Raw genomic sequence first — 25,700 nt, 5'->3', positions numbered from 1 at the left:
TCAGAACGAAACGAAGTGTAGTGAAGAATCTCAACTTAATATTCTTAATTACTTAATCCAAACTTAGTGGTTCAAATTAAAACATATTAGATTCTTCCTTCGTCAGAATGACAGAGGGTGGAAATTAGTATACGCCATTACTTTTCGCTTCCAATTTCCCCGTTTTTCTATTGATTTTTACGAAAAAAGACTCTTTTTGCGTATCATTTTTAGATTTAGAAACATACATCGAAATATATTGATCATCAATTTTATAAGAACCTCCTAATTTATTACTTGTATCAACCTTAAAACCATACGTTTCTGCAATTAAAATCGCTTCCGGTAAATTGTCAACAAATCCAATGAAATTTCTCAATTGTTGTTCATTATTAAAATATTCTGTCTTGCCATTTTTACAAGCTAAAATATAGGAAAAACAGTCATTGGTCGTGCATTGCTGAAAGAAACCTTTTTCCGGCGCCGGATCATTGAGCGTCATAAAGTTGGGCATTTGACTTTCGTAAATGATAGATTTATCTGGATCAGGATCTTCAATGTTGCGGAGAACTGACCAATATTGATATTTTGTATCAGGTTTGATGAAAGGGTAGAGGAACTCAGTGCTGTCGAGGATTTCGGGGATTTTTTTGTAATCCTCGGAAACCGTTTTTTGGGAAAGGAATAGACCCGGTAATAGAAAAGAAATGATTAAAATAATTTTCATGCTTATTATTTTCCTGGATGGGATTTTACCCATGCTCAGACACAATTTTACTATTAGCTATTTTTATTCCAAAACAATTTTATAATATCCTTTTTCATCTGTTACATCAATACCAACGCCAGTAAACGTTAATTTATTGATTTGATAGCCATCACAACCTCCTTTAAATTCAGACGATTGTATTGAAAAATCAAAAATTTTAAGGTTGGAATAAAAAGTATAATTTTTTGTACCATTATAAGCGCCCACATTTTCTAAAATGATCCTGTCGTCAGACGTTTTGGTCAATTGTACTCCGATGTGATTTTCGTCACTGATTGAAAAAGGGTTAAGAGTTCCATTCGTGATCAGGTTTTCACCATCAGCATTAACGAATTCAAAAGCTATCGGCTGAGGAGCATTATAGCAATCGTCACCACAGGCTGTAAAAAGAAAAGCCATTAAAAGGAATATGAATATTTTTTTCATTGGATTAATTTATGTGACTTGTAAAATTAATGATTAATGTGTTGTGTTCAAAATTATAAAGAATTCTGGTCTTTATTTTTCCCCTTAAGTTTTAAAATTATTTTTTGAAAAACAGTAAACTCTATTCCAAGATTATTAATTTGTAGTTTCTCTACAAATTCGGGAATATTTGAGTAATAATTATCTTTTAAAATAAAAAGTCTCTTATTTTCATTGCTATATAAACTTATCAAATTATTCCCATTATCGTCTCGCCCTGTTTTATAGCCATTGATTTGGGATAATTCAACGGATTTTTTAATGAATAAAAAATTATGATAAAAAAGTCTTTTTTCTCTTATTTCAGCACGAATCAGTTCAGAATAACTTTTATTAAGCATGAAAATAATTAAGAACATAAAAATTAAATTGAAGTATAGAAACCAAATATATTCCTTCTTTTCTAACATTGAATTTCCACTATAAAAGCAATGGAAGGGATATGCATACTATACTAAAGATAAACATAAAGCCCATTGATATGGGGTTTTTAATTTTTAATTTCATTTAAAGTTGATTATTATATTTTACTCTGAATATTTTTAAAACCTGTGAAAGCTGATAATCTGTAATGTCAAAATCATCAATGTTAATTTCTATTTTTTCGTTGTTGTGAAAAAAATATAAATAATTAACTTCAGGCTTATAATCATGTTTGGATTCACGACTTACTAAACGTTTTACAATAATTTTTTCAAGCTGGATTTCACTCCACAAATATCTTGGATTATCTTTTACTTGAATACCTTTTCCATTAATTGAAATCATGATTTTAGATATTTTCTTAATTTCTAAAACAACTTTTACAATAAAATAAATCGTAAATGCTGCTAACAATGCAACCATAAACACTGTTATGAAATTCAATTTCATAATAATGCAAGAAAGAAAAAATATTCCCAGAATTACAAAGATACTATACATAGAAATCGTAATGATTCTTCCCGAACGCGAATATTTAACAATAACTTCATCAGGGAGTGTAGTTTCATCATATTCAATTTTATCACTTTTGTGAATATTATATTCTTTATAAATGAAAACGCCATTGATAAATGCACCAATAAAAAATATAATGGAAAGGATGAAAAAATATTGCAATAAATAGACTCCTATTAATAAAGCCAAAATTCCTAAAATTGAATAGAAAATGATACCGAATTTCATTGTGTTTTTAAATTTTTGCAAAGATATATTTTAAACACAATTAACAGAAACTCATAGAAAAAAAATTATTTTTTAACTTCCTTAGTTTTATCAATATCTGTACTAATAAGATCTCTGGCATACGAAGTAGCCTTTTGATATTTCCCCAAAAATGTTGCTTTAAATTCATCATTAATTTTTCCTTCTTTCATAAACTCATAAACAATTTCGGCTCTGATTGTTCTGAGCTCAAATAAAACAAGCTTATAAGTATTTTTCTTATTGTCAACTTGAAACAACGTGTCAAATGCCGTAATGGCGGTTGTTACAGCTCCTAAAATCAAAATAATTTTAGCTTCACTGAGATCATTAATTTCTGACATTCCTGCCAAAACAGTAATTATTCCTGCAAAAATAATTTGAGTAATTCGGATAATGTAAAACAGCCAAATATAACTATCAGCTTTTCTTTCAATCCGGTTAATTTCCTTTTGTATCTGAAGATAAAAAGGATCAATTATAGAGTCTTCTTTCATGGTAAATAGTTTCAAATAAAGTTATTGAATTAATTCCAAGAAAGGATATTAAATGTATAATTAATAAATTTTTAAAAGAAACACCATTTGAATTCAAACCAAAATCCCCTACATTTGTTATATGATACACGACCAACGCGCAGAAAAATTCAGGCAGATCGTTGAAAATAAATTCCAGATCTACAATTCATTATTTATGAGCCTGCCTTATGATAAAATGACGAATATCGGGATGTTGCTTCCGTTTTTGTATGAAGAAAGTAAGAACGGCTATGAAGCAGGAAAAACACCTGAACAGATCGTCGAAGAATTCTTTACAAGTCATACAGATTTACAGTCGGAAGAGCAAAAACTCGAATTGCTTTTCAAGATCATTCAATATATAGAAAGACAGGTCGTTTTGTTCGACAGTATCGAAGATGCTGCTTTTCCAAGTCTGCATTCAGAAAGTGACAGCGGAACAGTAACCAATCTTTTCGAACGCTCACTTCTGGATCATAAATTGGAAAAAGTACGTGAGAAATTGAAAGATTTTACCGTAAAAGTTGTTTTTACAGCGCACCCAACGCAGTTTTATCCAAGCTCGGTTCAGAGAATTATTCAGGATTTGAGAACGGCAATTACGACCGATTCTGTAACAAATATTGATACTTTACTTCAACAATTAGGAAAGACACCTTTCGTTAATAAAGAAAAACCGACTCCGATCGATGAGGCGTTGAGCATTATTTCATATTTGAGATATGTGTATTATGATACGATTGGTGAACTGTTTACGAAGATCAGAAACACTTTCGGAAACGGTCATTTTCACCTTCATGAAGATATTATTCAGCTTGGTTTTTGGCCGGGCGGTGACAGAGACGGAAATCCTTTCGTTACGGCAGATGTTACGAAAAGAGTGTCGGAAGAACTTCGTTCAGCTATTTTAAAATCATATTACAGCCATTTGAAATTTATCAGAAGAAGATTGAGTTTCAGGGGAGTTTCAGAGGTCTTACAGAAACTGAATGACGAATTATACGGTGCGATTTTTAATAATGAAAAAATTACAACAGAAGATATTCTAAAGAGAGCTAATGAAGCCGAAAAAATCTTGGTTGAACATCATAATTCTTTATTTTTAGAGCTGTTATTGAATTTCAGAGATCGTGTGAAGATTTTCGGGACGCATTTTGCGACGTTGGATGTTCGACAGGATAGCAGAATTCATCAACAGGTAATTAATGAAGTTCACGCTAAGGTTTTTGGAAATATTGATGCAACAAATGATGAGAAATTCAATCAGTTAATTCAAATTTCAGATAAAGTAAATACGGATGATTTTGAAGGAATTGTTCAGGATACTTTACTGACGGTTTCCCAAATCACAGGAATCCAACAAGCGAACGGATTCAGAGGAATGAACCGCTATATTATTTCTAATTCTGATGCCGTAAAAGATGTGATGAATGTCTATGCTTTTTTCAAAGTTTGTGGCTACAAAGATGAAGAAATCAACATGGATATTGTTCCGCTTTTTGAAACGATGGAAGGTCTTGCCAATGCTGAAAATGTAATGAGTGAGTTGTACCAAAATCCTATCTACAAAAAGCATCTGGAAAAAAGAGGAAATCAGCAAACGATCATGCTTGGTTTCTCGGACGGAACAAAAGACGGTGGATATTTAAAAGCCAACTGGGAAATTTATAAAGCCAAAGAAATTTTAACCAAACTTTCCGAAGAAAGCGGAATTAAAGTAGTGTTCTTCGACGGTAGAGGCGGCCCTCCCGCAAGAGGTGGCGGGAAAACCCACGATTTCTATGCTTCTCAAGGAAATACAATTGCGAATAATAAGATTGAATTAACGATTCAAGGACAAACGATCACAAGTATTTTTGGAAATAAAGAACAGGCAAAATACAATTTCGAACAACTTTTAACGGCCGGAGTTGAAAATGATGTTTTCAAGAATTCTAAAAAAGATTTAACCGAAAAAGAAAGAAAACTAATCATTGAACTGGCAGATATTAGTTATAAAAAATATTCAGATCTAAAGGCTCATCCAATGTTCGTTCCATATTTGCAGGAAATGAGTACGTTGGAATATTACGGTAAAACCAATATCGGAAGCCGTCCATCAAAACGCGGTGGTGACAGTGAGTTGAAGTTTGAAGATCTTAGGGCTATTCCGTTTGTTGGATCATGGTCTCAATTAAAACAAAACGTTCCCGGATTCTTCGGTTTCGGTTTTGCGATGGAAGAAATGAAAAAGCAGGGACGATTTGAAGAAGTGAGAGATCTATACAAAGGTTCGGACTTCTTTAAAACTTTAGTTTTGAACTCGATGATGAGTATGAATAAGTCTTATTTCCCATTAACCTATTATATTAAAAGCAATCCAAAATTCGGAGCGTTCTGGAATGTTCTTTTTGAAGAATACAATCTTTCAAAAGACATTATGCTGGAATTAACAGGCTTTAAGTTGCTTCAGGAAGAAGATCCTTTGTCAAGAAAATCGGTGAAAATTCGTGAAAAAATTGTTCTACCATTATTGAGTATTCAGCAATATGCTTTAATGAAAATTCAAAAAGGAGAAGGTAATAAAGAAGCCTATGAAAAATTGGTGACGCGTTCTCTGTTTGGAAATATTAATGCGAGTAGGAACTCTGCTTAAATTAAATTTTGAACCATTAAGGTTTGTTTTAAGAAGTTAAGAATATTAAGTTTAAACATAAAGTTGTCATTCAGAGCGGAACGAAGTGCAGCGTGGAATCTCTCTACGCATACTTTTTATAAGAGTTAGATTCCTCCGAAATGACAAATATTGGATTCAAAGTTATACTTAAAAAGGCTTCGGCTCCGCTCAGCCTGACATTTCTAATACTAAACATTTAGTTTGTAACGTGTCAGGCTGAATAGAGTCGAAGCCTTTAAAATAAAAAATTAGAATAAAATAAAAAATAAAATTGACCGTTTCCTATTTCAACTATTCGTTTTTCGGGTAGTTTTTTATCAACTAAAACTAATATCAGATGAAGCTTAAATTTTTAATAGTCTTTTTTATTTCTTTTTTTGTTCAAGTGTTTTCTCAGAAACCTGAAAAAATAACTTTTAAAGACACTGAAAATTTTTATTATAAAATTCTACCCGAAGGAAAACCTGTCGGAATGATCATTGTTTTACCGGGTGGAGGAGAAACACCGGAAAGAGTGATGAATCAGATTTATTTGGATGAGTTGGCTTTTGATAAAAATTTGATCGTCTTATTTCCCGGATTTGAAGACGGTAATTTTACAATGACTATTGAACAGAAATTCTTAGACAGAATTGCAAAAGACGTTGTTGAAAAACATAAAATTTCAAAAGACAACATTGCAATCGGAGGACTTTCTTACGGTGGAATGCTAGGAATAAAATATGCTGAAATGTCGGTGAGAGATAAAAATACTTATTTTATACCAAGTGCGGTTTTTGCACTGGATCCGCCACTTGATTACGAAAAAATGTATTATCAACTGAATAGAGATATAGAAAGAAATTTTTCTGAGGCAGCCGTGAATGAAGCTAAATATTTCAGCAAAGAAATGGTTGATGCCATTGGATATCCAGATAAAAATAAGGAAAATTATATCAAAGAGTCTATGTTTTTGTACAGCGAAAAAGATGGTGGAAATGCAAAATATTTAATGAATATTCCGTTGCTCATTTATACAGAGCCTGGAATTATGTGGCAGATGAATAACCGAGGAAGAGATTTGTACGACACCAACTGTATCAGCATTACTGCAATGATGAATTTGTTAAAACTTAAAGGGCATAAAAATGCAGATTTAGTGATTGTTAATGACAGAGGAATACGACCTGAAGGTTTTAGACATCCACACTCCTGGAGCATCATGGATTCCGAGGAATGCCTGAATTGGATTTTAAAACATTTTAAAAAATAAAAAAGAGCTGCTTAATTTGTTAGGCAGCTCTTTTTTCAATTATTCCTTGATAAATTTCTCATAATAAGCCTTATCCTTCGTCTGAATTTTCAGATAATAAGTTCCTTTTGCAAAATCTTCAACTTTAATAGATTTTTGATTGTTATTTTTAGTAATCAATCTTCCTAAATTATCATACACTTCCAAAGATAAGACATTGCTTTCTGTAGCAATATTCAGGATGCTTTTCACAGGATTTGGGAAAATAGCAACTTGTTTTTGTTTTACAATTTCGGAGGTATTTAATGTTCCGTTGTAGAAACTTCCAAAATTTAGAATTCCAAATCCCATTTGATCGGTGTGACTTGGAGATAATGAAGCGGTTTGTCTTAATTTATTCCTCATCAAATCTCTGTTCATTGTTGGAAAAGCCTGAACCAAACAAGCAACTCCTCCCGCAGCAATCGGTGTTGCAATTGAAGTTCCGGAAACTGTGGTTAATGAATTGTTATTAACAGTAAAAGATCCGCTTCCTCTTGTGCTTCCATCTGGTTTTACAACACCAGCAGAATTGGGACCGTAAGATGAAAAACCGGAAGAAGCTCCTGCAGAATCAACCGATCCAATCGTGAAAACTTTAGCATTATCAGCAGGCGTTATGATATAATGCCACGGTTGTTGTCCCGAGTTTCCTGCTGCTACAAGAAGAAAAATTCCTTTATTAACGGCAATTTCAGAACCTCTAGCGATGAAAGAAGTGGTTCCGTTCATATTTGCATAGGTATAATTGTATCTCGAATCATCGAATGTATTGTAACCCAATGAAGTTGTAATAACGTCAACTCCTTTTCTGTCGGCTTCTTCAGCGGCTTCGATCCAATAGAGTTCCTCTTCAGGAATTTCAACGGTTGCATTTTCGCTTCGATATAAATAAAAATCAGCATCCGGAGCAGAGCCAACAAAAGTATTTTGAATAAATCCTCCGATAGCTCCCAAAACTACAGTTCCATGTGCGTTTAATGAAGGATTGTAAATGTCTGTACTTTTTGCAGCGAAATCATATCCGCCTTTGATCTGATTATTTGTCCATAATCTTGCGAAGGCAGAACCTGTATTCACGGTCGGAAAACCACTGTCGATCACAGCAATGGTAACTCCCGTTCCTGTATAACCTGCAAGGTGAAGTTGTCTTAAATTGATCTGATCAATTTGGTCTGAACCAGAACCATAATCAAAAGTTGTTAATGTTTTGCTGGTTGAATAATTGGAATTAAAATCTGCCCATTTATCAACATTCGAAGTTTTGGGAACGCCGGACGAATTTCTGGCAAAACTTTCCACTGAGCCAACATAAGGCTGAGCCTGAAGCGTAATGATTTGTGCCGGAGTAGCATTTACGGCAACCCCATTCAGCCATTTCGAATAATCGGTAACGGTAAATCCCAGATTCTGAATGTTTTGAATGTAAGATTGTTCAATCGGAGCATCCTGATCATTCAATAAGATTCCTAATGCTGTACGTCTGTTGAGAGACTTTTGGGACAGTTCTGATAGCGGATTGGCGTAAAATGCAGTCTTGTTCGGTTTATCATTAAAATAAACAAAAACAAGCTGTGTTTGTGCGGAAACGGCCGAGTAACCCGTTAAGATACAAAAGAGTAAAAGTTTTTTCATGTATTTATTTTGTATAAAGATAAAACAAAATCAATAAAATTTTTGACAGGATTTTAAATTCCTTATTTTTACACAAATATTTATTTATGAAAAGAATTCAGATGGTTGACTTACAAAGTCAGTATTACAAAATAAAGAATGATGTAGATAATGCAGTTTTAAATGTAATGGATTCGGCGGCCTTCATCAACGGCCCTGAGGTAAAGTCTTTCCAGAATGAATTGGAGTCTTATTTAGAAGTAAATCATGTGATTCCGTGTGCAAACGGAACAGATGCTTTACAGATTGCTTTGATGGCCTTAGACCTAAAAGAAGGGGATGAGATTATCACTGCTGATTTTACTTTTGCAGCAACTGTGGAAGTTATTCATTTGCTTAAACTTAAATCTGTTTTGGTAGATGTAGATTACGATACATTCACGATTTCAACAGAAGCGATCAGAAAAGCGATCACTCCAAAAACAAAAGCGATCATTCCTGTACATATTTTCGGACAGTGTGCGAATATGGAGGAGATTTTAAAAATTGCTGAAGAGCATAATTTATATGTCATTGAAGACAACGCACAGGCAATCGGTGCAGAATTTACTTTCTCGGACGGAACGGTAAAACAGGCGGGAACAATGTCTACGGTAGGAACAACTTCATTCTTCCCTTCGAAAAACCTTGGATGTTACGGAGATGGTGGTGCAATTTGCACTAATAATGACGATTTAGCACATCGTTTAAGAGGAATCGTTAACCACGGAATGTACGAAAGATACTACCATGATGAGGTTGGAGTTAATTCTCGTTTGGACAGTATTCAGGCGGCAGTTTTAAGAAAAAAACTTCCTCATTTGGATACTTACAACGAGTCAAGAAGAAAAGCTGCTGATTATTATGATGAAGCTTTTGCCGGAAACGAAAATATTTTAACTCCAAAAAGAGCAGAAAACTCTACTCACGTATTTCACCAATATACATTAAGAATTTTGAATGGTAAACGTAACGATCTTCAAAAATTCTTAACTGAAAAAGAAATTCCGGCAATGATCTATTATCCTGTAGCTTTGAGAAAACAAAAAGCATACTATCAGGAAAGTAATGATGCTGATTTTGTGAATACGGATAAGCTTTTGGATCAGGTAATTTCTCTTCCGATGCATACAGAATTGGATGAAGAGCAGTTGAAGTATATTACGGATGCTGTGTTGGAATTTATGGGTAATTAATGAAAAGAAAAGTTTTTAGATATAAGATTATTTATTGGATTGCAATTTTAATAAATCTTGCATTTTCAATTATATTTGGTTTTGCGTCTCTAAATAGAATAGCTACAAATTCATTTTTAAATAAAAGAGATTTTATTTATTCCACGTCTATAATTTTGATTGGAATACTATCAATGATATCTTTATTTTGTTTAATTACAAAAAATAAACAATCAATTAAAATCTTTTCATATTCGATAATTTTAATAGCAATAACATTTACATTTGGAGTTTTCGAATCAATCTTTATTAAAAAGCATTTTGGAAAGGATCCAATTGATTATATTTTAGTGCCAATTTGTTATCTAATTTTATTTGGATTATATATTTTAATTAGAAAATATAAGTTTATAGATAATTCAGCTTCTTTAGAAATAGAAGAAATAGGAAAACACAATGATTAAAAAAAATAATTACTAAAAAATGGCAATACTCGTAACGGGAGGTCTTGGATATATTGGTTCTCACACAGTTGTAGAACTTTTGAATAACAATTTTGATGTTGTTATTGTAGATGATTTATCCAATTCTGAAAAATTTATTTTAAAAAATATTGAGGAAATTACGGGTAAAAAACCGGATTTTTATCCTTTTGACTTAAAGAGAAAGGAACTTTTAACTCAAGTTTTTGATGCATATTCTATTGAGGGTTGCATCAATTTTGCAGCATATAAAGCAGTTGGAGAAAGTCAGGAAAGACCTGTGGATTACTATGAGAATAATTTGTTTTCTTTAATTAATATTCTTCAAGAATTTACAGTCAGAGGAATTTCTAATTTTATTTTCAGTTCATCTTGTACGGTTTACGGGCAAGCGGATGAAATGCCAATTGACGAAAATACACCGTTGAAAATGCCTGAAAGTGTTTATGGCAAGACCAAGCAAATGGGCGAAGAAATTTTAATCGATTTCGCAAAAGCTTACAACAGAAAAATTTCTTTGTTGAGGTATTTTAATCCAATCGGAGCGCATCCATCTGCAAAATTAGGTGAATTGCCAATTGGAGTTCCTAATAATTTGGTACCTTATGTTATGCAAACGGCAGCCGGAATTCGTGAAAAACTAAGTGTTTGGGGGAATGATTATCCAACGGTAGACGGAACAGCAGTTCGTGATTATATTTACGTTGTAGATTTAGCTAAAGCTCACGTTGCCGCTTTAAAAAGTTTAATGAGCAAAGAGTCTGATAAAGCTACCATTGATATTTATAACTTAGGAACAGGAAAAGGATCATCTGTTTTGGAAGTTGTAAAAGCTTTTGAAACTGCAAATAATGTTGAGGTACCGTATAAAATTTGTGATAGGAGAGAAGGTGATATTACGATCGCTTATGCTAATCCAAACAAAGCAGAAAAGGAACTCAATTGGAAGTCTGAAACGAGCTTGGAAGAAGCTTTGAGAACCACTTGGGAGTGGCAAAAATATTTAGAATCAAGAAATAATTAATTTAATATATAACTAAAAATACTTTGCTGAATTTAGATTTAATCCCTTAGAATATCGTATTCAGTGAAATTTTAAATACACATTATGAAAACAGAAAGAATTGGCATTACATTTTCCTCGTTCGATTTACTACACGCAGGTCACATCAAAATGCTGGAAGAAGCAAAAACAGTTTGCGATTATCTAATTGTTGGTCTTCAAATTGACCCGTCTCACGATCGTCCGACTAAAAACAAGCCGACACAAACTATTGTGGAGCGTTATATTCAGTTGAAAGCTGTAAATGCGGTTGACGAAATTATCCCTTATTACACAGAACAGGATTTGGAAGATATTTTAAAATCTTTTGTGATTGACGTAAGAATCATCGGTGATGATTATATGGACAAAGATTTCACAGGTAAAAAATACTGTGAAGAAAAAGGCATAGAAATTTTTTACAACAAAAGAGATCACAGGTTTTCCTCGAGCGACTTAAGGAAAAGAATCTTTGAAGCCGAAATGGCAAAAGCTACAAAATAGAAAAATCCCGAAATAAATTTTATTTCGGGATTTTTTGTGATTATATTTTATCTTACATTGGACCTTGTTCGTCCCCGCCTGTATCATTGGCGTTGATGTCTTTTTTCTTTTTAGGCTGTTCTACTTTTTCGCCTTGCTTAAATCTGTATGTCAGAGAAACTGAGAACTGTCTTGGTTGCCATTGCATGTAAGACTCTCTAACCCCTGTTGCCAGATAGTTAGTGCTTCTCATAGAACGGGTATTGAAGATATCCTGCATATTGAATGCAATTGTTCCGTCTCCTTTCCAGATCGTTTTGGATGCTCCCATATTTAAAGCATACATTGCTTTTCTGTCCTGACTTGCAGTGTTTTGCGGACCTCTGTAGAATCCTTGTAACTGGAAGCTAAATGTTTTATCTACTTTAAAAGTAGCATTTAATCTTGCTCTTGTAGAGAAACCGCTACCATCATAAGGACGTTCTCTGGTAATACTTGCTCCCGTAACATCAATAGTGTTGTAAGTATAAAGTCCAGTTGTTTTATAACCAAAGAAACTTAAGTTACCCATTAATTTTAACCAAGGAAAAACATCCGCCGTACCATTAAAATCTAAACCGTATTGTTCGTTGGTTCCTAAGTTTACAGGTGTTGTGAAATATACATTTGTTCTTTCGTCATCCTGATAGGCCACAGTTTTATCATCTCCGGTTGTTTTTCTATAGAAAAGGGTAGGATTTAAAGTATATTTCTTTTTAGAAATACTATATCCAAATTCAAATGAATCAACATATGAAGGATTCAGATTTACATTTCCTAAGAAGATATTCTGGTTGTCTGTGATAGAAAAATAAGGAACTAAAAAGAAAGAACGCGGTCTATCAATTCTTCTGGAATAGTTTAATAAAAACTGATTGTCTTTTCCTAGATCGTAACTTAAAAATACACTTGGGAAAAGATTATTATATGTTTTATTTTCATTAATAGGGTTGCTTCCCTCAAGGTTTCTGTAATCTACTTTTACATTAGAAAGTTCATCTCTAAGACCTAATTGATATCCTAAATTACCTATTTTACTACGGAATTGTAAATAAAATGCATTAAACATTTCATCATAATTGGTAACGTTTGTAAACTTACCTAGGGGAGTAAAAGGAATATTTAAACCTAAGGCTTGATTAGCTGTATTATCATAGAAATTATCATTTCTGTCAATTCTGTAACCAGCTTCTAGTTTTGCATTTTCACTGATAGGAAGTTCGTAATCAATTTTGCCGATTACAGATTTTGTAAGTGAATATTGTGCATTATTACTTAGCTGATAATTCATTTGAGGCGTAATACCAATAATATTTCCTGAAGTATCTAAGTCAGTAATAAAGTTTGATTCCTGATAAATATCTGTATAATTATTGCTTCTGTTTCTCTGAAGACTTAATGAAACAGATAAATTATGTCCTTTATCATTAAATTTGTGATCCCAACCAAAATCTCCTTGAAACGCAAGGTTATTATTATTTCCGTCACTTGTTCTTAAAGTATAAGTATTCGGAAAATCGGAATTATTATAGAGGAAATTATAATTAATTGTTCCGTCTGTCTCACCATCAAATGTTCTTACTGTTCCGGATAAATTAAATGAGTTTTTATCATCTAAATCATAAACTAAACCAGCAGTTGCATTATAATTTTTAAAATAATTTTTATTTTTGGTTTCTTGATCAGATCTTAATAATTGAAACTTTTTATTCTGATCATAATTGATGTTACTGTTTCTACTAGTCGTTGTAGATTCACTATAACCACCGCCACCATTAAGAAACCAAGTTAATTTATTTTTTCTCCAGCTTAAATTTGCATTTAAATTGGTTCTTGGTTGATATCCAAGTGTTCCTACAACGCTTCCGTTAAAACCTACTTTTTTACTTTTCTTTAAGATGATATTTAAAATACCTGAAGTTCCGGATGCTTCAAATTTTGAAGATGGGTTTGTAATCACTTCAATTCTTTCAATCTGGTCAGCAGGAATACTTTGAAGAGCATTGCTTCCCTCAGAAATACCTAATAAAGCAGAGGGTTTACCATTAATTAAAAACTTTACATTGCTACTTCCTCTCATCGAAACAGTACCATCGGTATCTACTTCCACGGACGGAACATTTTGTAAAACATCCTGCAAATTCCCACCTTTACTCACAATATCCTGCGAAGGATCATAAGTCCTCTTGTCTAATTCTACTTTGTAAGCTTTGGTTGTTGGAGCTGTTAAAACAATTCCTTCAATATCCTGAGTTTTAACATTAGTAGCGCTTTTTTCAGGTTCAATAGATAAAGCTCCGATGTTTCCGGCTGCTGAAATCTGCTTATTAATAAGGCTTTTCTTGTAATCGATTGCCTCAATCGTGATGTCGTAATTTCCAGGCGTAAGGTCTAGTTTATACTGTCCTTTTTCGTCGGTAAGCGTAGCATCACTTAATAATTTATTTGCTTTATTACTGAAAGTCACTGAAGCATAAGGAACAGGTTGGTTACTTTTATTAACTACCGTTCCTGAAATACCTGCTTTTTCCTGTCCAAAGGCGAACGCTGCCGCCGATAGTACAAAAGTAAGCCCTAAAGTTCTTTTTGTGAAAATATTGATAATTTCCGTCTGATTCATAAGGTATTGTTTGTGTAAAATCGTGAAAAATCTTTCTTAATATTATGAAATTGTTAATTGAATACATTTCAATATATTAAGGTTAGTTTATTATTTATAAAGTATATGTCGTTTTTTAAACCTAAATGTTAATTATTAGATTGTTAAAATAAAGTTAAATTTATTTCTTATTTTATATTTTTTGAATTCAGCCAATCCTGATACGCTTTTGCATTAACTGCATGCTCTTCTGCACTTGCTGTAAATTTGTGATATCCAAATCTTTTAGGATCTGCACACATAAAGATAAAGTTGTTGTTCTCTGCATTCAAAACAGCATCAACAGAGCTTTTATCTACTACACAAATTGGTCCTGGTGGAATTCCTTTATTAGCATACGTATTATAAGGAGATGGGGTCGTTAAATGTTTATATAAAACTCTTTTTATCGGATCTTTAAAATTTGTCTGCTTGTTGATGGCATAAATTACCGTTGGATCGGATTGAAGTTTCATTCCTTTTCTGTAACGGTTTAAATACAATCCTGCGATCGTTTTCATTTCATCCTTTTTACCTCCGGATTCTTTATAAACGATGGAAGCCAAAGCATAAATTTGATCTCTTGTTAATCCGGATTGTTGCTCTTTATTTTTTCTTTCGCTGTTCCAAAATTCGTTATACTGACTGTCAAATTTGTTAAAGAACTCTTTTGGAGTTACCGTCCAGAAAAAATTATAAGTATCAATGAAGAAATATTTTTTCAGATCTTCTGCATTATTATACCCTTTTTCTGTGGCGATCTTATTAAAATCATTCACAAATTGTAAAGAATCCAGTTCTGTTTTCTTGGTTACTTTACCAACCATTTGATAAATATCTCCAAAATCACCAATTCTAAATGTATTCTCACTCTGATTTCCTGCTTTGATCATATTTACCAAGTTGGTGTTGCCTGTTCCGCTTTGGATGTGGTAACGACCGGCTTTTAAATATTTATCAAGATTTTTATCTTTTGCAACATCTTCAAAAGATTCTTTATTTTTAATATAGGGAGCAATAGAATCTAATACTTGTTTAAAACTCGCATTATGAGGGATCAAAACATATCCGTCTTTTTCTACGTTGTTTCCGTAATATTTAGTATAAAATCTAAAACCAAAAAATCCTGCAATCACAATAATTAGCAGAATGATAATGAGAATAGCTTTTTTCATTATTAAAATTGATTAAAAGTTTTTGTTGTTTTTAAATAAGATCTACTTTTCCTCTAAAAACCTGTTTTGCAGGACCCTCTAACCAAATATTCTGGAAAGAGTCTCCATTTTTTTCAGCATAAACTTTAAGGTTTCCGCCTAAAGTTTTAACTTTTACAGAGATTAGATTATGTTTTTGCAGAAAAGTTAAAGCAGAAGCTGTAACTCCTGTTCCGCAACTGAAAGTTTCGTCCTCAACGCCTCGTTCATAGGTTCTTACAAAGATCTCATCATCGGTAATTTTTTCAACAAAATTTACATTGATGCCTTTTTCTTTATAATTTTCGGAGTTTCTGATACCATTTCCTTGTGCGAAAACGTTGTAATTTACCAAGTCTTCCACATATTTTACATAATGAGGTGAGCCGGTATTCATTACAGCGTCTTCTCCGTCATTTGAAACGGTTTCTACATCAATCATTTTTAGTTTAATGATTCCGTTGTGGATTTCAGCTTCATGATCACCATCAATGGCGATGAATTTGCATTTATCTTCAAAAATATCAAGGAAAAAAGCAAATGCTACAAGACATCTTCCACCGTTTCCACACATGGTGCTTTCTCCACCGTCAGAATTATAATACACCATTTTAAAATCATAACCATCTTCATTTTCCAATAAAATAAGACCATCAGCCCCGATTCCGAAACGTCTGTCGCACAATTTTTCGATCGTATTTTTGTCATTAGGAAACTGCAGGTCACGATTATCGATCATTACAAAATCATTTCCTGTGCCTTGATATTTATAAAATTCCATACTTTTCTTGTCTAAAATATAAACGTGCAAAATTACTATATTTAAAACAAAAAACGAACAGTGTTAGCTGTCCGTTTTCTTATTTATAATCGTTTTATCTAAATCCGCCTCCGGTTGATCTGGTTGGAGTTGTGGTTTGTGGAGTGCTGTTTCTAAATCCTCCACTATTGCTGTTTGACGAGCTGTTATCATTTCTAAATCCACCACTGTTGTTATTTTGCGGTGCCGGAGTAGTTGGTTGTTGATTTCTGAATCCGCCACTATTGTTATTTGATGGCGTACTATTTCTGAACCCCCCATTATTACCATTATTCGCAGGTGGCGTAGAATTTCTAAAACCTCCGCTATTTTGGTTGCTTCCGGAATTTGAGTTTCGGAATCCTCCGTTGTTATTTCCGTTATTCTTAAATCCGCCTCCGTTGTTGTTACTATTTGAGTTGTTTCGGAATCCGTTATTAGGTCTTTGTGAAGTAGTAGTCGTATTTCTTCTTTCTACATACACTTTTCTTCTGTTGCTTCCATAATAATAAGGAACACCGCTGTCGTAGTAATAATTGATATCATTTCTGTAATAATATCCGTCGTTACCATAATATCCGCCGCCGCCGTAATATCCTTGAGGAGCGTAATAATTTCCGTTGTTATAGTATGGGTCTCCGTATCCGTTGTTTGCGTATCCGTCTGAATAAGCAAGACAAGATGTTAAGCTTGCTATAGCGAAAATACTGAATGTTATTTTTAATAAATTTTTCATGACTTTATTGTACTTTTTTCTTTAAAACTTTTTTTCCAACTGACGTATCCTAGGATCGCCATTATAGTAAATACCAAATATTGAACCGAAGTGATACCAAGACCCTTAAAAATCATCATCGGCATGCAAATAAAATCTCCGATGATCCAGAAAATCCAGTTCTCAATGCGCTGTTTGGCCATAAACCACATCCCTACCAAAAATATTGAAGTGGTGATAACATCCAGCCAATTTGCCCAATCAAGATGATATAAACCTAAGTTTGTACCCTCCATTGAAAACTGATTGTCGATGTAAGGTTTATAATAATATATGACGGTAACTAAAAGTAGACTTATTATGAAAAGGAAGGTCGCAAAAACCCATTCTTTTTTGGTAGCCCACGTTACATCAACATGAATATGATCTTTAGAATTCTTAGCCCACAAGATCCAACCGTAAATACTCATTGCCGTATAATAAACATTAATCATACAATCTCCCAATAATCCGAAGTTGAAAAGAATGTAAACATAAATTAATGTAGAAACTATACCGGTAGGATATACCCAAATATTTTTCTTGATGGAAAAATAAACACTTAAAATCCCGAAGAGCGTTCCGCTGGCTTCTAACAGAATTTGTAAAGCAGTATAGTTCTCATACGGTTTTACGAAAAGATCGTATAAATTCATAAGGTCAAAAATAAACAAAAAATCAGACACCTGAAAATGCCTTAAATTATATGTGAATCAGATTTTTAAGTTTTTAAATTTAAAATAAATGACGAAAGTTTGTCAATAAACGTTACTATTTCTAAATTTTTTATATTTTCGTAAATCTTTAATAAATAATAAAATATGTCTAAAATTTGGGTTAAAAAACCGATGAGCGCCTATGAAGCTGATATCAAAAAGAGTGAGCTGAAACGCGTTCTTGGAAAATGGAGCCTTACTGCTATTGGAATCGGAGCAATTATCGGAGGAGGAATTTTTGTACTGACGGGAACAGGAGCATACTATAATGCAGGGCCTGCATTGGCTTTGTCTTTTGTGATCGCGGGTATTGCCTGTGTATTTGCAGCTTTGTGTTATGCAGAATTTGCATCAATACTTCCTGTAGAAGGTTCGGCTTACGCTTACGCTTATGGAACAGTAGGAGAGATCTTCGCCTGGATCATCGGTTGGGGATTGATTCTTGAATATGCAATGGGATCAATGACCGTCGCAGTATCCTGGTCGGGATATTTCGCAAAACTTCTCAAGATGTTTGGGTTACATTTGCCGGCTTGGCTTACAACTGATCCACAAACGTATTGGGCAGCAGGAAACTCTGGTTTTTCAATGAATTTACCGGCATTTTTTATCGTTTTATTTGTAATCTCAATTTTAGTTAGAGGAACAAAAGGAGCGGCAAAAGCAAATAACTTTATCGTTATCCTTAAAGTTTCGGCTATTATTTTCGTAATTATTGCTGGAGCATTTATTATTTTCGGATCTGCTGATCCTTTTAAAAACTGGATTCCTTTTATCCCTGAAGCTACAACTATTACGGAAGGCGGAGTTTCGCATTCTGCATACGGTATAGGCGGAGTTGTCGCAGGAGCATCTGCTATTTTCTTTGCTTACGTAGGTTTTGATGCAGTTTCTACACAGGCCGGAGAAGCTATTAATCCTAAAAAGGACGTTCCTTTTGCTATTATTACTTCATTAATTATCTGTACACTTTTATACATATTAGTATCTCTTGTTTTAACGGGAATGATGCATTATACAGATTTCAATCCGCTAGGTAAATATCCTGATGCGATTAAAGCTCCTGTAGCTTACGCATTTGATATTGCAGGTTATGCTTGGGCTGGTTACATCATTACGATTGCAGCAACAGTTGGTTTGATCTCAGTATTAATGGTAATGATCATGGGACAATCAAGAATTTTCTTGGGAATGTCTAAAGATGGTCTTATCCCTGCTACTTTCTCAAAAGTAAATCCTAAAACGGGGGTTCCAACAAAAAACCTTATCATTTTGGGAGGTGTAATTTCTGTTGTTGCTTCTTTAACACCAATTAATGACTTAGCTCACATGACAAGTTTCGGAACTCTATTTGCGTTTACGATGGTTTGTGTAGCTGTTTGGGTATTAAGAGTGAAAGAACCTAACTTACAGAGAAACTTTAAAGTTCCGGCTTTACCTTTGATTGCTTGTTTAGGTATTTTAATTAATGTTTATTTGATTTTCAACTTGAGTAGAGAAGCTAAATTATATTCTTTTGCTTGGTTAATTATCGGTTTCATTATTTATTTCCTATACAGTAAGAGAAACTCAAAACTTCAAAACGGAGGTTATGGAGAAACTTTTAAAGCTGAACAGGAGCCTTTAGAAAAACCAGACTTAGATTAATTAAAAAATATTCAACTTAAAATCCACAGAATTCTGTGGATTTTTTATTTTTGCTAATATGAAAAAGCTTTTACCAATTTTATTTTCATTCTTGGGAATACTTACATTTTCTCAACAAGTAGAAAGTCTGACAACTATTTTAAATGATAAAATAAGCATTCGCGCTTTAGAACTTTACGATGGAAAAGTCTGGTACAGCGGAACAGATTCAAAGTTTGGTTTTGTTGATTTAAAGACTTTTAATAATCAAAAACAGATCATATTATCAGAAAAGAAGCTTCAATTCAGAACTTTAGCTCAGAATAAAGAATCATTTTTTGCAATTAATATTGAAAGCCCGGCTTATTTTTTTAAGATTGATAAAAAAGATTTGTCATACAAGATTGTGCATACAGACACTACGAAAACAGCATTTTATGATGCATTATTGGTTTATAATAAATTCGGAATAGCTTTCAGTGATCCTGATCCTACCCAAAAACTGAACCTTGCATTTTCAGGTGATGGGGGATCAAAATGGACAAGTTGTGATTGTAAAAACTGGCCAAAATTAGAAAAAGGAGAAGCAGCTTTTGCTGCCAGTAATACCAATATTTCAAATTATGCAGGAAGGTTATGGATTGCCACTGGTGGCAAAAAATCAAGAATTTATAAAAAGAGAGCGATATCTTGTAAATGGGATGTTTATGAAACTCCTTTTATTCAAGGGGAGTCTTCTCAAGGGATTTATTCGATAGATTTTGGCAGCAAAAAATTCGGGATTGCAGTTGGCGGAGATTATACAAAACAAGAGGCAAATATCAACAATATTGCAACAACAAATGATGGAGGAAAAACCTGGCAAATTCAGGCTTCCGGAAAAAATGCTGGGTATACAACTTGTGTAGAAATTAAACCAAATTCAAAAGGAAAAGAAATTATTTCCGTAGGAGATCAGCATATCAGTTATTCCTCCGATTTTGGGAAAACATGGAAGAAAATTTCAAATGAAAAAGGATTTTTTGTCTGCAAATGGGTTGATAAAAATACAGTCGTTATTGCTGGAAAAGACAAAATATCTTTACTTAAATTAAAATTCTAAATTTTTCATATAGAGCATATCTCTGTAAAAACTTTTCATTAAAACTTTCTTCAACTTAATTTTGGTTAAAATTTCCGCATGAAAAACTTTAAGATATTATTTCTTTTATTAATTCCGACTTTATTTTATACTCAAAAGATCAGAGTTTTTATTCTTGCCGGACAATCCAATATGAATGGCTTTGGATATAATAAAGATCTTCCGAATGATTCAAAAACTTTTAAAGATGTTTATATTTTTCAGGGAAATTCAGTTCCGGATGGAGATTTGAATGGCGGAGTCGGAAAATGGGATATTTTAAAACCAGGACACGGAACCGGATTTAAGACAGATGGAAAAACAAATACGCTGTCAGACAGATTCGGTTTAGAAATTACTTTTGCAAAAAGAATGAAAGAACTTTTCCCGAATGATAAAATTGCTTTAATAAAATATGCAAGAGAAGGAACTTCCATCGACAGCCTAGCAGCTGCCAATTTCGGATGCTGGGATGCAGACTTTAACGGAAAGAACGGAATTAATCAATACGATAACTTTTTAAAAACCGTAAAAAATGCTTTATCTGAAGCGGATATCGACGGAAACGGCAAAAAAGATGAATTAATACCTTCAGGAATTCTTTGGATGCAAGGCGAGAGTGACGCAGGTTTGACAGAAGAAATTGCCAATAAATATTACGATCATCTGAAAATATTGATGAATCAAATGAGAGCGACTTTATTAATCGATGATTTGCCTGTTGTGATTGGAAAAATTTCAGATTCCGGGAAGAATGAAGTCGGGAAAGTTTGGCCGACAGGGGAGTTGGTGCAATATGCTCAGGAAAAATTTGTGAAGAATGATAAAAATGCTGCGATCATCCGATCGACGGTAAAATATAATTACGGAAACGACCCTTGGCACTATGACAGTGCAGGTTACATCGATTTGGGTAAGAGTTTTGCGGACACGGTATTTAGACTCATTATAAATTTCGAAAAGAAACCCTAATATAATTCATGATTTAAAATTCATAAGTTATATTTAATTTTGCAATATGAAATTCCTTTTGGAGTTCCATTTTTAAAATTTACATTTTCAATGAATTCTTTAATAGATAAATATAATATTCCGGGACCTCGTTATACGTCTTATCCTACCGTTCCTTATTGGGACGAGAGCACTTTTTCACCTGAAAAATGGAAAGAAAGCGTTGTAAGGTCATTTAAGGAAAGTAATGAAGGGGAAGGAATTTCTATTTACATCCATTTACCTTTTTGTGAGGCTTTGTGTACGTTTTGCGCGTGCCACAAGCGTATTACAAAACAGCATAGTGTAGAAACACCTTATTTAGAAAGTGTTTTAAAAGAATGGAAGCTTTATTTGGAACTTTTTAATGAAAAACCAAAATTAAAAGAACTTCATTTAGGCGGCGGAACACCAACATTTTTCTCTCCTAAAAACTTGAAAACTTTATTGGAAGGTATCTTTGAAAGTGTGGAAATTGCAGAACATCCTGAGTTTTCTTTCGAAGGTCACCCAAATAATACAACGAAAGATCACCTTCAAACTTTGTATGATCTAGGTTTCAGAAGAGTGAGTTTTGGGGTTCAGGATTATGATCCTAAAGTTCAGAAAGCGATCAACAGAATTCAGCCTTTTGAAAATGTAAAAAATGTGACGGAATGGGCTAAAGAAATCGGCTACAGAGGAATCAGTCACGATTTGGTTTTCGGACTTCCGCACCAAAGTTGGGAAGCAATGGAGTATACGATTCGTAAAACAATGGAATTGAAGCCGGATCGTTTGGCATTTTATTCTTACGCACACGTTCCGTGGGTGAAGGGTGTCGGACAAAGAGGTTTCGACGAAAATGACCTGCCAAGCGGAGAAGAAAAACGCCGTTTGTACGAAGATGGTAAAAAATTATTGGAAGATCTGGGATATATTGAGGTGGGAATGGATCATTTTTCTTTGGAACATGATGATTTATACCAATCATTAATTCAGAAAAAACTTCACAGAAATTTCATGGGATATACTTCAAGCAACACTCAATTGATGGTTGGCCTTGGAATGTCGTCTATTTCTGATTCGTGGTATGCTTTTGCTCAGAATGTAAAAACGGTTGAAGAATATCAGAAGATGGTTGAAGAAGGTGAAATTCCGGTTGTAAAAGGTCATAGTTTAAATGAAGAAGATCTTATTGTAAGACGACATATTTTGAATTTAATGTGTCAGCTTGAAACAACTTTTGATGCGCAAAACTCTTTCCCTGAGCTTGAAAATGCTTTTGAAATGCTGAAAGAAATGGAAAAAGATGAGTTGGTTGAAATTCATGATAATCAGATAAAAATTACAGAAAAAGGAAGAGCCTTTACAAGAAATGTAGCGATGGTTTTTGACCTTAGAATGATGAGAAATAAACCTGAGACTAGAATTTTCTCAATGACGATCTAGTCTATGAAGGGGAAAGTTCTGCTTGCTTTACTTTATTTCTATGCACTGATTTTTAGTGTTCTTAAAACGATAAGATTTCCGAATGAGTGGTCAGAAGCACATTGGTTGATCGATTATCGGTTCGGATTTATTAAAAGAGGTCTTGCAGGACAAATATTTGGTTTCTTTTTTCTGAAAAATGAATTTAATATTCTGTTGGTTTCAGCAGTAATATTGTTGATTCTTTATGGATTTTTATATTTGATTGCTTTAAAACAGACGAATAATATTTCGCGAAATATCTATCGGGTAGTATTTTATTTAATTTTCTTTTTGTCGCAATATGTGGTTTTAAGTGCCCATATTATTGGTTATTTAGATCATATTGTTTTTTTATTGACGATATTGATTATTTTTTTAATAAGAAAAAATCTGATCTTTCTTTCATCAATATTGGTCTGCATAAGTTTGCTGATTCATGAAATATCCTTTTTCCTGACAATCCCTATTTCTCTTTTTGCTTTAATTGTCGCAGAAATGTCCGATGAAAAATTTTCTTTCAAAGAAGTTTTTAATTTAAAATTATTCAATAAAAGCATCTTATTTCTAGCGCTTCCTGCTGTTTTGATGTTCTTTTTATCCTATTATCAGGAAATTTACGGGAAGGATAATTATTTAAATTTGTTCAATTATCTCAATGGTTCAGGTTTAATTAAAAAAGATATTGCAGATTTAGTAGCAACTTCTTACACTGAAAAATTTACACATTATTTAGCAACAGAGAGTAAAAGTTTCATTATAAAAATGATTTATCATAAATCTTTCGCTTTTAGTCTTCCAATTTTGTTTTTGCTGTTTATTGTTTACAAAGAATACCACACAATAGGTTTGTCTTTATTTTTTCTATTCATGATTGCTGTTTTATCGCCATTATTACTTCATTTCGTTGCCTGGGATACTTATAGAATCTGGGCTTTCCCTTATATGACAATGTTTTTGGGATATTGGATCTTAAATTTGAAATTTAAAAATAATACACATCACTTTGAACAATTTCCAATTTCATTAATGATAATTTCGGCTGGTGTAATGGTTTTTCTGGCAATAACTCAACCTGATTTATTTGATTTTGAGGTAGCAAGATTTACTTTAATGGAAAGAATATTGATGGTAATTCCAATCCTTGCTGGATTTTGGTATTATATAAAAGCCCCAAAAAGAATATTCTGAGGCTTTTGTTTTTTTATTTAATAATCAATTTCTGACTGTAAGATTTCAACTCACCGGATTTTAAATTAATATAATAAACCCCTGCAGGAATTCCTGTTATATCAATGCTGTTATCGCTGTTAATTTTCGCATTTTCAAGAACTTTCCTTCCCTCTGAACTTATAATTTCGGCGGAAATATTTTTATCTTTCAATCCATCAATGAAAACTTTTTTAGAAGCAGGATTCGGATAGACTTTGATTTGCTTCAAATTATTATTTTCATTCGTAGATAAAGAAGCATCTGTTTTAATTTTAAAAATTTTCCCATTATTTACCGCTGCAACATACAATTCTTTTTGACTGTCTTCTCCAAAAGTTGAGAAATTATTTCCAGCAAATGAGGTCGTCCATGTAATTGAGTTTCCAGAATCTAAAATCCCGATTTGTGGGGTACAATAATCACTAAAAATATATTTCCCCTGAAGGCTAGGATAGGTTGTTCCTCTGTAAACGTAACCTCCGGTTATAGAACATCTTCCTCCGGAATGATCATAAACCGCCACTGGAAAAGTCATTGTCGAAGAAGCCTGACAACCGGCCGTGTTGTAAGCTGTATTTCCTTCATAACAGCGCCATCCGTAATTGACCCCGGCCTGTGTGAGCGGGATTCTGTTGATTTCTTCAATTTGTCCCTGTCCAACATCTGCGATCACTGCATTTCCTGTTGTAAGATCGAAAGACCACTTCCAAGCATTTCTAAGTCCATAAGCCCAGATTTCGTCTAAGCCATCAACTGTTGAGCCAATAAAAGGATTTCCGGTCGGGATATTGTAAGCTCCTGTTGCATTAACATCAATTCTCAGCATTTTTCCGAGTAAAGAATTTTTGTTTTGAGCGTTGTTGTTGGGATCTCCGCCACTTCCACCGTCTCCCGTGACGATCCATAAATTTCCGTCAGGTGCAAAATGAATACTTCCGCCATTGTGATTATCAAACGGTTTTGGAATATTCAATAAAATCTTTTCGGAATTAGGATCGGCAACATTGGCATCTGAAGTTACGGTGTATCTTGCAACGATAATGTTCCCGGCTGTGTTGTTGTAATACACAAAAAAATACCCGTTCGTCGAGTATTGTGGGTGGAATGCTAAACCTAAAAGTCCTCTTTCTCCACCATACAGAATTTTAGAACTGATATTTAAGAAATTCGTGGCGTTAATTGTCCCGTTTGGTTGAATAATTTTAATCATTCCGTTCTGTTGCACGACAAATAGCCTACTGTCGTTAGCGTTTGTAATCTCTACCGGAGCCGTAAGTCCGGTTGCAAATTCTTCCAAAATAATTGTTTGAGAATTAAGGATTAAGGAAGAAAAAATACTTGCCGTAAAAAGTAGTTTTTTCATAATATTTTGATATTTAGTGTGTTGAATTAAGTGAATGAAAATTCCGTACCAATCAAATTTAAAAGATCATCATAATATAACATAAAAATTGATAAATCTTAAATAGAAGTGAAATAGCCGATAT

Annotated in this window: 23 protein-coding genes; 11 read left to right on the top strand and 12 right to left on the bottom strand. The window is 33.3% G+C overall.

Annotated elements, in window-relative coordinates; genetic code table 11:
• Positions 1-124 precede the first annotated feature (124 nt).
• From AC1Q7L_RS17020 to AC1Q7L_RS17000, 5 genes are all read right to left on the bottom strand, one after another.
• Positions 125-706, bottom strand: coding sequence for a hypothetical protein (locus tag AC1Q7L_RS17020; protein WP_492307216.1), 582 nt, complete (start codon positions 704-706; stop codon positions 125-127).
• Between the two features lie 63 nt (positions 707-769).
• Positions 770-1,174: a putative periplasmic lipoprotein gene (locus tag AC1Q7L_RS17015; RefSeq protein ID WP_492307217.1), complete on the bottom strand. Its 405-nt coding sequence runs from the start codon at positions 1,172-1,174 to the stop codon at positions 770-772.
• Between the two features lie 53 nt (positions 1,175-1,227).
• Entirely contained in the window at positions 1,228-1,572 is a 345-nt protein-coding gene (locus AC1Q7L_RS17010) for a hypothetical protein (protein WP_492307218.1), read from the bottom strand.
• 148 nt (positions 1,573-1,720) lie between these two features.
• Positions 1,721-2,380: a hypothetical protein gene (locus tag AC1Q7L_RS17005; protein ID WP_492307219.1), complete on the bottom strand. Its 660-nt coding sequence runs from the start codon at positions 2,378-2,380 to the stop codon at positions 1,721-1,723.
• Positions 2,381-2,445: 65 nt separating this feature from the next.
• Positions 2,446-2,895: an SLATT domain-containing protein gene (locus AC1Q7L_RS17000; RefSeq protein WP_410694275.1), complete on the bottom strand. Its 450-nt coding sequence runs from the start codon at positions 2,893-2,895 to the stop codon at positions 2,446-2,448.
• Positions 2,896-3,016: 121 nt separating this feature from the next.
• On the opposite strand from AC1Q7L_RS17000, the gene AC1Q7L_RS16995 reads away from it, so the two are divergent.
• On the top strand, positions 3,017-5,551 hold the full coding sequence (locus AC1Q7L_RS16995) for a phosphoenolpyruvate carboxylase (protein WP_492307220.1): 2,535 nt from the start codon (positions 3,017-3,019) through the stop codon (positions 5,549-5,551).
• A 358-nt stretch (positions 5,552-5,909) separates the two neighbouring features.
• The gene (locus AC1Q7L_RS16990; protein ID WP_492307221.1) at positions 5,910-6,824 is read left to right on the top strand and encodes a hypothetical protein; all 915 of its coding nucleotides are present in this window, start codon (positions 5,910-5,912) and stop codon (positions 6,822-6,824) included.
• Between the two features lie 39 nt (positions 6,825-6,863).
• On the opposite strand, the gene AC1Q7L_RS16985 is transcribed toward AC1Q7L_RS16990, so the two are convergent.
• Entirely contained in the window at positions 6,864-8,477 is a 1,614-nt protein-coding gene (locus AC1Q7L_RS16985; RefSeq protein WP_492307222.1) for a S8/S53 family peptidase, read from the bottom strand.
• 86 nt (positions 8,478-8,563) lie between these two features.
• Between AC1Q7L_RS16985 and AC1Q7L_RS16980 the strand changes: the two genes are divergently transcribed.
• The 4 genes from AC1Q7L_RS16980 to AC1Q7L_RS16965 all read left to right on the top strand — a co-directional run bounded on the left by AC1Q7L_RS16980 (position 8,564) and on the right by AC1Q7L_RS16965 (position 11,698).
• Complete coding sequence (locus tag AC1Q7L_RS16980; protein ID WP_492307223.1) at positions 8,564-9,691, top strand: DegT/DnrJ/EryC1/StrS family aminotransferase; 1,128 nt, start codon at positions 8,564-8,566, stop codon at positions 9,689-9,691.
• Positions 9,691-10,134 (top strand): hypothetical protein, encoded by a 444-nt coding sequence (locus AC1Q7L_RS16975; RefSeq protein WP_492307224.1) that lies wholly within the window; start codon positions 9,691-9,693, stop codon positions 10,132-10,134. The genes AC1Q7L_RS16980 and AC1Q7L_RS16975 overlap by 1 nt, the downstream gene beginning before the upstream one ends.
• A gap of 19 nt (positions 10,135-10,153) precedes the next feature.
• Entirely contained in the window at positions 10,154-11,176 is a 1,023-nt protein-coding gene (gene galE / locus AC1Q7L_RS16970) for a UDP-glucose 4-epimerase GalE (RefSeq protein WP_492307225.1), read from the top strand.
• An 84-nt stretch (positions 11,177-11,260) separates the two neighbouring features.
• Positions 11,261-11,698: an adenylyltransferase/cytidyltransferase family protein gene (locus tag AC1Q7L_RS16965; protein WP_066750249.1), complete on the top strand. Its 438-nt coding sequence runs from the start codon at positions 11,261-11,263 to the stop codon at positions 11,696-11,698.
• A 52-nt stretch (positions 11,699-11,750) separates the two neighbouring features.
• On the opposite strand, the gene AC1Q7L_RS16960 is transcribed toward AC1Q7L_RS16965, so the two are convergent.
• The 5 genes from AC1Q7L_RS16960 to pnuC form a co-directional block, all read right to left on the bottom strand.
• The gene (locus AC1Q7L_RS16960; protein ID WP_492307226.1) at positions 11,751-14,336 is read right to left on the bottom strand and encodes a TonB-dependent receptor domain-containing protein; all 2,586 of its coding nucleotides are present in this window, start codon (positions 14,334-14,336) and stop codon (positions 11,751-11,753) included.
• 167 nt (positions 14,337-14,503) lie between these two features.
• Complete coding sequence (gene mltG / locus AC1Q7L_RS16955; RefSeq protein ID WP_492307227.1) at positions 14,504-15,529, bottom strand: endolytic transglycosylase MltG; 1,026 nt, start codon at positions 15,527-15,529, stop codon at positions 14,504-14,506.
• Positions 15,530-15,560: 31 nt separating this feature from the next.
• Positions 15,561-16,328 carry a diaminopimelate epimerase gene (dapF, locus tag AC1Q7L_RS16950; protein WP_492307228.1) on the bottom strand — a complete coding sequence of 256 codons (768 nt, stop codon included), beginning with the start codon at positions 16,326-16,328 and terminating at the stop codon, positions 15,561-15,563.
• 94 nt (positions 16,329-16,422) lie between these two features.
• Complete coding sequence (locus AC1Q7L_RS16945) at positions 16,423-17,082, bottom strand: hypothetical protein (protein WP_492307229.1); 660 nt, start codon at positions 17,080-17,082, stop codon at positions 16,423-16,425.
• Positions 17,079-17,756: a nicotinamide riboside transporter PnuC gene (gene pnuC / locus AC1Q7L_RS16940; protein WP_492307230.1), complete on the bottom strand. Its 678-nt coding sequence runs from the start codon at positions 17,754-17,756 to the stop codon at positions 17,079-17,081. The genes AC1Q7L_RS16945 and pnuC overlap by 4 nt, the downstream gene beginning before the upstream one ends.
• Before the next feature lie 165 nt (positions 17,757-17,921).
• On the opposite strand from pnuC, the gene AC1Q7L_RS16935 reads away from it, so the two are divergent.
• The 5 genes from AC1Q7L_RS16935 to AC1Q7L_RS16915 all read left to right on the top strand — a co-directional run bounded on the left by AC1Q7L_RS16935 (position 17,922) and on the right by AC1Q7L_RS16915 (position 24,192).
• Positions 17,922-19,463 (top strand): APC family permease, encoded by a 1,542-nt coding sequence (locus AC1Q7L_RS16935; protein WP_410694264.1) that lies wholly within the window; start codon positions 17,922-17,924, stop codon positions 19,461-19,463.
• Between the two features lie 58 nt (positions 19,464-19,521).
• The gene (locus tag AC1Q7L_RS16930; protein ID WP_492307231.1) at positions 19,522-20,544 is read left to right on the top strand and encodes a WD40/YVTN/BNR-like repeat-containing protein; all 1,023 of its coding nucleotides are present in this window, start codon (positions 19,522-19,524) and stop codon (positions 20,542-20,544) included.
• A gap of 78 nt (positions 20,545-20,622) precedes the next feature.
• Complete coding sequence (locus AC1Q7L_RS16925; RefSeq protein WP_492307232.1) at positions 20,623-21,534, top strand: sialate O-acetylesterase; 912 nt, start codon at positions 20,623-20,625, stop codon at positions 21,532-21,534.
• Between the two features lie 90 nt (positions 21,535-21,624).
• Complete coding sequence (gene hemN, locus AC1Q7L_RS16920; RefSeq protein ID WP_492307233.1) at positions 21,625-22,983, top strand: oxygen-independent coproporphyrinogen III oxidase; 1,359 nt, start codon at positions 21,625-21,627, stop codon at positions 22,981-22,983.
• A 3-nt stretch (positions 22,984-22,986) separates the two neighbouring features.
• Positions 22,987-24,192, top strand: coding sequence for a hypothetical protein (locus AC1Q7L_RS16915; protein ID WP_492307234.1), 1,206 nt, complete (start codon positions 22,987-22,989; stop codon positions 24,190-24,192).
• Positions 24,193-24,205: 13 nt separating this feature from the next.
• Here the strand turns inward: AC1Q7L_RS16915 and AC1Q7L_RS16910 are convergent, their stop codons facing one another.
• Positions 24,206-25,576 carry a PQQ-dependent sugar dehydrogenase gene (locus AC1Q7L_RS16910; RefSeq protein ID WP_492307235.1) on the bottom strand — a complete coding sequence of 457 codons (1,371 nt, stop codon included), beginning with the start codon at positions 25,574-25,576 and terminating at the stop codon, positions 24,206-24,208.
• Positions 25,577-25,700: the final 124 nt, after the last annotated feature.

This window comes from Chryseobacterium sp. GW823-FHT05E08 (assembly GCF_058795655.1).
Note: the sequence above shows the minus strand (reverse complement) of the source record. Positions and strands in the feature narration are given on the sequence as shown.

What these genes read in the sequence shown, in the direction of transcription:
- AC1Q7L_RS17020 (WP_492307216.1), bottom strand. Translation starts at nt 706, where the DNA reads ATGAAAATTATTTTAATCATTTCTTTTCTATTACCGGGTCTATTCCTT.
- AC1Q7L_RS17015 (WP_492307217.1), bottom strand. Translation starts at nt 1,174, where the DNA reads ATGAAAAAAATATTCATATTCCTTTTAATGGCTTTTCTTTTTACAGCC.
- AC1Q7L_RS17010 (WP_492307218.1), bottom strand. Translation starts at nt 1,572, where the DNA reads ATGTTCTTAATTATTTTCATGCTTAATAAAAGTTATTCTGAACTGATT.
- AC1Q7L_RS17005 (WP_492307219.1), bottom strand. Translation starts at nt 2,380, where the DNA reads ATGAAATTCGGTATCATTTTCTATTCAATTTTAGGAATTTTGGCTTTA.
- AC1Q7L_RS17000 (WP_410694275.1), bottom strand. Translation starts at nt 2,895, where the DNA reads ATGAAAGAAGACTCTATAATTGATCCTTTTTATCTTCAGATACAAAAG.
- AC1Q7L_RS16995 (WP_492307220.1), top strand. Translation starts at nt 3,017, where the DNA reads ATGATACACGACCAACGCGCAGAAAAATTCAGGCAGATCGTTGAAAAT.
- AC1Q7L_RS16990 (WP_492307221.1), top strand. Translation starts at nt 5,910, where the DNA reads ATGAAGCTTAAATTTTTAATAGTCTTTTTTATTTCTTTTTTTGTTCAA.
- AC1Q7L_RS16985 (WP_492307222.1), bottom strand. Translation starts at nt 8,477, where the DNA reads ATGAAAAAACTTTTACTCTTTTGTATCTTAACGGGTTACTCGGCCGTT.
- AC1Q7L_RS16980 (WP_492307223.1), top strand. Translation starts at nt 8,564, where the DNA reads ATGAAAAGAATTCAGATGGTTGACTTACAAAGTCAGTATTACAAAATA.
- AC1Q7L_RS16975 (WP_492307224.1), top strand. Translation starts at nt 9,691, where the DNA reads ATGAAAAGAAAAGTTTTTAGATATAAGATTATTTATTGGATTGCAATT.
- galE (WP_492307225.1), top strand. Translation starts at nt 10,154, where the DNA reads ATGGCAATACTCGTAACGGGAGGTCTTGGATATATTGGTTCTCACACA.
- AC1Q7L_RS16965 (WP_066750249.1), top strand. Translation starts at nt 11,261, where the DNA reads ATGAAAACAGAAAGAATTGGCATTACATTTTCCTCGTTCGATTTACTA.
- AC1Q7L_RS16960 (WP_492307226.1), bottom strand. Translation starts at nt 14,336, where the DNA reads ATGAATCAGACGGAAATTATCAATATTTTCACAAAAAGAACTTTAGGG.
- mltG (WP_492307227.1), bottom strand. Translation starts at nt 15,529, where the DNA reads ATGAAAAAAGCTATTCTCATTATCATTCTGCTAATTATTGTGATTGCA.
- dapF (WP_492307228.1), bottom strand. Translation starts at nt 16,328, where the DNA reads ATGGAATTTTATAAATATCAAGGCACAGGAAATGATTTTGTAATGATC.
- AC1Q7L_RS16945 (WP_492307229.1), bottom strand. Translation starts at nt 17,082, where the DNA reads ATGAAAAATTTATTAAAAATAACATTCAGTATTTTCGCTATAGCAAGC.
- pnuC (WP_492307230.1), bottom strand. Translation starts at nt 17,756, where the DNA reads ATGAATTTATACGATCTTTTCGTAAAACCGTATGAGAACTATACTGCT.
- AC1Q7L_RS16935 (WP_410694264.1), top strand. Translation starts at nt 17,922, where the DNA reads ATGTCTAAAATTTGGGTTAAAAAACCGATGAGCGCCTATGAAGCTGAT.
- AC1Q7L_RS16930 (WP_492307231.1), top strand. Translation starts at nt 19,522, where the DNA reads ATGAAAAAGCTTTTACCAATTTTATTTTCATTCTTGGGAATACTTACA.
- AC1Q7L_RS16925 (WP_492307232.1), top strand. Translation starts at nt 20,623, where the DNA reads ATGAAAAACTTTAAGATATTATTTCTTTTATTAATTCCGACTTTATTT.
- hemN (WP_492307233.1), top strand. Translation starts at nt 21,625, where the DNA reads ATGAATTCTTTAATAGATAAATATAATATTCCGGGACCTCGTTATACG.
- AC1Q7L_RS16915 (WP_492307234.1), top strand. Translation starts at nt 22,987, where the DNA reads ATGAAGGGGAAAGTTCTGCTTGCTTTACTTTATTTCTATGCACTGATT.
- AC1Q7L_RS16910 (WP_492307235.1), bottom strand. Translation starts at nt 25,576, where the DNA reads ATGAAAAAACTACTTTTTACGGCAAGTATTTTTTCTTCCTTAATCCTT.